The organism is Bacteroides caecigallinarum (assembly GCF_021530995.1).
Lineage (GTDB): Bacteria > Bacteroidota > Bacteroidia > Bacteroidales > Bacteroidaceae > Phocaeicola > Phocaeicola faecigallinarum.
Genome location: NZ_JADYTF010000152.1, coordinates 1 through 6,231, shown reverse-complemented (window position 1 = coordinate 6,231; position 6,231 = coordinate 1). Strand labels below are relative to the sequence as shown.

The 6,231-nt window shown below is 39.2% G+C and carries 9 protein-coding genes; 6 read left to right on the top strand and 3 right to left on the bottom strand.

Annotated elements, in window-relative coordinates; all coding sequences use genetic code 11:
• Window positions 1-151: 151 nt before the first annotated feature.
• Together I6E24_RS17520 and I6E24_RS14965 are read right to left on the bottom strand one after the other, a co-directional pair.
• The gene (locus I6E24_RS17520) at window positions 152-328 is read right to left on the bottom strand and encodes a fibronectin type III-like domain-contianing protein (RefSeq protein ID WP_394800417.1); all 177 of its coding nucleotides are present in this window, start codon (window positions 326-328) and stop codon (window positions 152-154) included.
• 302 nt (window positions 329-630) lie between these two features.
• The gene (locus I6E24_RS14965; RefSeq protein ID WP_235329371.1) at window positions 631-1,539 is read right to left on the bottom strand and encodes an AEC family transporter; all 909 of its coding nucleotides are present in this window, start codon (window positions 1,537-1,539) and stop codon (window positions 631-633) included.
• A gap of 174 nt (window positions 1,540-1,713) precedes the next feature.
• On the opposite strand from I6E24_RS14965, the gene I6E24_RS14960 reads away from it, so the two are divergent.
• The 5 genes from I6E24_RS14960 to I6E24_RS14940 all read left to right on the top strand — a co-directional run bounded on the left by I6E24_RS14960 (window position 1,714) and on the right by I6E24_RS14940 (window position 4,946).
• Complete coding sequence (locus tag I6E24_RS14960; RefSeq protein WP_235329370.1) at window positions 1,714-2,604, top strand: EamA family transporter; 891 nt, start codon at window positions 1,714-1,716, stop codon at window positions 2,602-2,604.
• A gap of 13 nt (window positions 2,605-2,617) precedes the next feature.
• Entirely contained in the window at window positions 2,618-3,436 is an 819-nt protein-coding gene (locus tag I6E24_RS14955; protein ID WP_235329369.1) for a YqiA/YcfP family alpha/beta fold hydrolase, read from the top strand.
• Window positions 3,437-3,465: 29 nt separating this feature from the next.
• Complete coding sequence (locus I6E24_RS14950; protein ID WP_204404823.1) at window positions 3,466-3,672, top strand: hypothetical protein; 207 nt, start codon at window positions 3,466-3,468, stop codon at window positions 3,670-3,672.
• A 201-nt stretch (window positions 3,673-3,873) separates the two neighbouring features.
• On the top strand, window positions 3,874-4,383 hold the full coding sequence (locus tag I6E24_RS14945; RefSeq protein ID WP_235329368.1) for an HD domain-containing protein: 510 nt from the start codon (window positions 3,874-3,876) through the stop codon (window positions 4,381-4,383).
• Window positions 4,384-4,409: 26 nt separating this feature from the next.
• Window positions 4,410-4,946 carry a flavodoxin family protein gene (locus I6E24_RS14940; protein ID WP_204404825.1) on the top strand — a complete coding sequence of 179 codons (537 nt, stop codon included), beginning with the start codon at window positions 4,410-4,412 and terminating at the stop codon, window positions 4,944-4,946.
• A 76-nt stretch (window positions 4,947-5,022) separates the two neighbouring features.
• Here I6E24_RS14940 and I6E24_RS14935 read toward each other — a convergent pair whose 3' ends face one another.
• Complete coding sequence (locus tag I6E24_RS14935) at window positions 5,023-5,229, bottom strand: hypothetical protein (protein ID WP_204404826.1); 207 nt, start codon at window positions 5,227-5,229, stop codon at window positions 5,023-5,025.
• A 164-nt stretch (window positions 5,230-5,393) separates the two neighbouring features.
• Here I6E24_RS14935 and I6E24_RS14930 point away from each other — a divergent pair, with 164 nt between their 5' ends.
• Window positions 5,394-6,062 (top strand): AlkZ-related protein, encoded by a 669-nt coding sequence (locus tag I6E24_RS14930; RefSeq protein ID WP_235329367.1) that lies wholly within the window; start codon window positions 5,394-5,396, stop codon window positions 6,060-6,062.
• The last annotated feature ends 169 nt before the right edge of the window (window positions 6,063-6,231 follow it).

Here is a 6,231-nt window from a genome sequence, read left to right as displayed (position 1 = left end):
GAATAAAACAACAGATGTAGCAAAAACATCAATCCAATTATTTTCTTCATAATCAAAACATATTAAATTGTTTATAAAAAATTACCAATTAAAAGTCTATACTCTAACTAGCGATTTAAAGTGCAATCATTTCACTCACTAAAATTATAAACTAGTCTATTACTTCTATCTTAATGCATTTATCTTTTACACGCAAGTAGTATAAATCTTTCTCCAATAATGGGTTACCATCAGAATCAACGTATGACAGATTTCTTTCCAGATTAATTATGAAAGTATAAACCTTTGATTCACCAGGTTGAATTTCTTTTTTCTCAAAGAATTTCAATTCTTAAATTGGGCGTGATATAGTACACGCAGGATCAGAAATAAACCATAATACTGTTTCCTACCCGCTTATTATTATCTAATTTGTCATGGGTTCCAAACGAGATAGCTCTATAATTCTTCCACTAGATAATATAAGCACAATAAATTTATCTTACTTATATAAAGCTGACATTAGCTCTTCCTGTGCTGCCGGTAAAGATATTGTTGACCGACTGGCATTCGCCACTCAATATTCGTTTTTCTCCAAGAGATTAAATACCATTAAACCCACAATCAGATATATACAAGATATCACCGTCTTCACAGAAACATAGTCAAAAAAGGAATAGTAAGCATTGCTAAAAGAGTAGTGAGAAAAGTACCTTCTGCCATTATAATCTCCCCTTTCTGATATTGGATACAGAAAAGTGTGCCGTACGATGCTACTGGCATAGCTGATAACACCACATTTATATTTGCAATAGTCTCATCTACACAGCAGACCTTAGAGATATACAGTATCAGAAGTGGAACCAGAATCAGACGCAGTATCGACATCATATAGATGGCCGGATTACCAAACATACGGCGGATAGGCACCTGGGCTATAGACGAGCCTATGAGAAGCAGTGCGGCAGGCACAGTTATATTTCCAAGCAGAATGAACGGAGTACTTATGACACGAGGAGGAACCCACCCGGAAACAACAATCAGGATGGAAAGATAAGACGCAATCATTGCTGGACAGTACAGGGTACGCCAGTCAAATCGCATTTTCCCCTGAGCTCCTGCTATAAACAGGGTGCCAAATACAAAAACCAGCAGTGTACTTGGGAAATTAAGAATACTAGCATAGAATACCGCACTGGAACCGAAAATTGAAGCCACTATAGGATAACCGATAAAACCTACATTCCCGAATGCCAGCATAAAACTGTAAATCCCCCTGTCAGATGGTTTTACCGGCAAATAGCGAGGTAACAAAAAAGCAGTACCAATAAGAACCACATAGGTGGCAAAGCCTACCAAAAGCAGAGGTACAATCAGTTCCTTATCTGGAAGTGTGTCACCCATAACAGATGAAAGTATCAGACTAGGACATGTCACATTAATGACCAGTCCAGAGAGTTTACGGTCAAAATCCGCACCCATCATTTTCTTCTTATTCAGAAAATATCCTATGATTACCAGAATAAACAGAATAATCATCTGCGTAACAATTGCATCCATTGTTTTCCTTTTACCTTTAAAAAAAGTCGTGCAAAGATACGCATTATCATATTCGGGTATTCACCTATTGATAACTTTTTCTTCCTTTAAAAGTCAATTTTCAGACTTTTAAAAGTATAGTTTTGTCATTTAATGATTAATTTTGCACCCCGTAAATATTTTTTATACCAACACATGAAAAAACTAAGCAAAAATGCCATTATTGGCTATCCGGCAGGAATTATTACCGGTATAACTTACGGTTTGAATCCTCTATTTGCGGTTCCACTGATGAAGAATGGTGCAGCCACAGAATCCATATTATTCTTCCGTTATTCATTTGCAGTACTGCTTTTGGGGTTGTTTCTGATGTTCAGAAAGCAAAGTTTTAAGGTTTCAAGTAAACAGATTGGCGTGTTATTTATCCTCGGATTACTTTACACAGGAAGCAGCGTATTTCTTTTCTACGCATACGATTACATAGCTTCCGGACTGGCTACTACACTTGTATTCCTCTACCCTGTCCTTGTAGCAATCATCATGGTATTTTTGAAAGTTGTCCCTTCGTGGCCTGTATGGCTTGCCATTGCTGCCACATTTGGAGGGGTACTCATCATGACACAAAGCGACGGTACTCAGACCATCAACCCTATTGGTGTTGCGCTTTCTATTGCATCGGCACTGGTCTACGCTCTTTTCATTGTAATAATCAACCGCAGTAAAGCAATTGCAGGCATTTCCAATACTTTACTGACATTCTATGCTCTTACAGTGGGAGCTATTGTATTCATAGGAAAAATCATTTTTTCTGACACCGTCATTACAGCCGGAATCACTACCGGAACAGACTGGCTCAATCTGATAGGTCTTGCACTGTTTCCGACTATTGTTTCAACCGCAACTTTGGCCATTGCATCACGTAATATCGGAGCCACAAAAGCATCTGTTCTCGGTGTTTTCGAACCTATTACGGCCATCGTTGTAGGTACAGTAATGTTTGGCGAACCGCTTACTGCAAATATCATTTTAGGAATCTCCATTGCTATAGTGGCTGTTACATTCATGATTACAGTTACAAAACGATAAGTATATAATCAATATGAGAAGAGAGAAAGACATGAAAAAAATACTTTTCTTACATGGATTTTTTGCCAGTGGAAGTTGCCAGATGGCGACTGCTTTAAAAGAAGCTTTGGATGGTCATGCCATTGTGCTGACTCCGGACTTGCCTTTGCATCCCAAGGCAGCACTGGAGCAGATACGTTTGATTATTGATACGGAAAATCCCGACCTGATGATAGGCAACAGTTGCGGCTCTTTTTACGCACAGATGCTTGCACCGATAGTAGGAATACCGGCATTGCTCGGTAATCCACACTTCCGCATGACACATTTTCTGAAGGAACGCATTGGCGAGCACCAGTACAAGGCCCCAAGAAAAGATGGCAATCAGACTATCATAATAGATGAAACACTAATAAATGAGTTTGCCGAGTTGGAGGATAACCAATTCAATTACGTTAATCCATACTACAAAGACCGTATATGGGGAGTGTTCGGAGAACAAGATACATTGGCACATTATGAACCTCTATTCCTTGAATACTATAACAATGCATATCATTTCCCGGGAGGACACACACCTTCCGAACAGGAAGTAAAGACATGGTATGTACCCCTTGCCATAAAAATGTTGATGAAGTTTCCTGTCCATAAAGAAAGATACTTCCGTCATTTCAAGGGAGGTATGTACAAATACATACATTCCGCTTTCGACAGCGAGACTCAGGAACGAATGGTAGTGTATCAGGCACTATACGGAAACATGTCGTATTGGGTACGGCAGGAAAATATGTTTTTTGAAAACATAGAAAGAAACGGAAAACGTTTTTCAAGATTTACAGAGACCGATGTATAAATTCCGGACTTACCTTATTTTATCAGATTATGAAAATAGAAGAAGCCATCATATACGTAATAGCGAAGAGGAATGGAGGTATGACTACCGACCAGATAGCGGAAGCCATAAACCGTTCGGGGCTGTATATGCGAAAAGACAACCAGCCTGTAACGGGCAAACAGGTTTACGCGGTAGTTTCACGTTTCCCTGCAATATTCACAAAAGAAGCTGGCAGAATAATGTTGTTGATATAAGATTCATATTAAGCAGAATACATCTGTAATTCAAAAAAAACGTGGTGTCATTTGAGTTCGAATGACACCACGTTATGAATCAAATGTGAGCACATTTTTTCATTATCCTGTCAGGCTCAGGAAAATTCCAAGTTAATGATAAGATTTTCGAAATAAGCAAAGATATAAAGATATTAATAACTAACTAAATCATTTTATATAATGACACAACACACTATACTATCCCGACTGATGGGGGAAATGATAAAATATGATAGCGGTGACGTAAAGCGCATCCAGCATCTGGTTAAAGTACACGATTTTGCACGCATTATCGGTATTGCCGAAGGCATGAATGAAGAAGAACTGTTCGTTCTTGAAGCAGCAGCAATCCTGCATGATGTAGGCATACACGCAGCCGAAGCGAAATACGGAAACTGTAGCGGTAAATATCAGGAAGAACTTGGACCAGATGAAGCCAGAAAAGTACTGTCCGGAGTTGAAGGTTTCAGTGACGGACAGATAGAAAGAATATGTTGGCTGATAGCTCATCACCACACATATACAAACGTTACTTCGAAAGACCACCGTATCCTGCTTGAGGCGGATTTTCTTGTAAATTCATTCGAGGACAACATCTCCACAGACGGAATCATTGCTTTCAGGAACAACGTATTCCGTTCTCATTCTGCAATAACACTGCTGAATGATATGTGGAATATAAAGCAGTAATTCTAAAAAATAAATACAGTATCATCATGAAAAAAGTAATAGTTATTTCAACCAGTCTGCGTGCCGGTTCAAACAGTGACATGCTGGCAGACAAGTTTATTGAGGGTGCTCTCAAATCGGGAAATGACGTAGAAAAAATTTCACTCATCGACAAGGATATCCGTTTCTGTCGTGGATGTCTGGCTTGCCAGAAATTAGGCAAATGCGTTATCAATGATGATGTAAACGACATAATGCAGAAAGTTCTTAACGCAGATGTTATAGTATGGGCTACACCAATATATTACTACGAAATGAGTGGACAGATGAAGGTGCTGATAGACCGTATGAATGCCATGTACGCATTAGATTATAAATTCCGCGATGTATATATGCTTTGTACAGCGGCCGAGATTGAGCCGGAAACTCCAGAACGTGCCATAAACGGTCTTGGAGGATGGATAGAGTGCTATCCTGAGAGCCGTCTTGCCGGAACACTGTTCTGTGGTGGGGTTGATGCTCCACGAACTATTGAGGGTAACGATAAGCTACAGGAAGCGTACGAGCTGGGGATGAGCGTCTGACACTATATAATCTGTAAAGAAATATTATTAGTGAATAGTTCCTTTTGATTTAGCGTGAATATTCAAGTAAAGTCAGTCAATAGGAACTATTCCTTATATCCAAAGTTACATCAATATATGAGCGCTTACCTTCTATATAGTCCGCATATAGCGTTTCCGGGTCTCTACCTTTCAGAATACGGCATTTGCCGCACGACTCACAGTCATGCATACATTCCCATGCGCTTAAAACATATTCCCTGCGCTCTTCCTTAGTAGATAGTTCTATTTTTGGAGGTATCATCTGTCAATTACTTATTTTCTACATTAATACTTACAGCATAGCCAATCTTATGCGATTTGCAAACATACGGAAAAAATCATTGTTTCCAACTGTTCCAATACTTAAAAGAAAATTTTTGCGTAATTTTGTATTAGCCATAAACATTACATCTTAAACTTAAAGATATGGATAAAGAACTCTTTCACTCCTGCCCAGAACTGATTGACTACATCAACGAAATAGGGTTTCTCCCGCTTTTAAGTATGGGTATACCGGGATGGTCGGCCGAAGAAGTTGTAGACGAAGATTGCCAATACAACCGTCTGCCTGATGGCGGATGGGAATGGCCTTTATGGGAATGGAAAGGTTCGATATTGCAGGAAAGCGGATGCGCATACGGCAAGTTCTTCAAGCGCAAGGCTGCATTCATAAGCCGCGAATGGTGGCCAGATTTCTGCAACTACAGAAGAAGCGTTTATCCCTCACCAGAAGAAGGAAGTATAGAAGACACTATCCTTGATATTCTGAGAACTGAAGGCAGCCTCATCACACGCGAACTTCGCCATGCTTGCGGCTTTACAGGTCCTAAGATGCGCAGCCGTTTCGATGCGTACGTCACACGGCTCGAAATGGGTGGATATATAGTGACAGAAGACTTTGTTTATCCTCAGGACAAACATGGCAGAGATTATGGTTGGGGATGGTCATTGCTGTCAACTCCCGAAATGCTCTTTGGCAAAGAAGCATGCCATCCTGAACGTACTCCACAGGAATCATACGAAAGAATCTTACAGCATTTAAGAAAGATTTTACCCGATATTTCAGAACAATCATTAGGCCTTTTACTCAAATAGATTCAGGTAAATCAATTTATCATAAAGATATCTGTTTTTGTATGTAAATTACATTATGTAAGTATTAGTGTCAAAAAAGTAAATCATAAAAATAAACTGCCTATTGCGTTTGGAAGTGAATGTAAAATGGAATAAGATTTTTAGTTTATAATAACAGATACTAATCTTG

Bases quoted from the DNA above. Each gene is read 5' to 3' on its own strand.
- I6E24_RS14965 (WP_235329371.1), bottom strand. From the start codon at position 1,539: ATGGATGCAATTGTTACGCAGATGATTATTCTGTTTATTCTGGTAATC.
- I6E24_RS14960 (WP_235329370.1), top strand. From the start codon at position 1,714: ATGAAAAAACTAAGCAAAAATGCCATTATTGGCTATCCGGCAGGAATT.
- I6E24_RS14955 (WP_235329369.1), top strand. From the start codon at position 2,618: ATGAGAAGAGAGAAAGACATGAAAAAAATACTTTTCTTACATGGATTT.
- I6E24_RS14950 (WP_204404823.1), top strand. From the start codon at position 3,466: ATGAAAATAGAAGAAGCCATCATATACGTAATAGCGAAGAGGAATGGA.
- I6E24_RS14945 (WP_235329368.1), top strand. From the start codon at position 3,874: ATGACACAACACACTATACTATCCCGACTGATGGGGGAAATGATAAAA.
- I6E24_RS14940 (WP_204404825.1), top strand. From the start codon at position 4,410: ATGAAAAAAGTAATAGTTATTTCAACCAGTCTGCGTGCCGGTTCAAAC.
- I6E24_RS14935 (WP_204404826.1), bottom strand. From the start codon at position 5,229: ATGATACCTCCAAAAATAGAACTATCTACTAAGGAAGAGCGCAGGGAA.
- I6E24_RS14930 (WP_235329367.1), top strand. From the start codon at position 5,394: ATGGATAAAGAACTCTTTCACTCCTGCCCAGAACTGATTGACTACATC.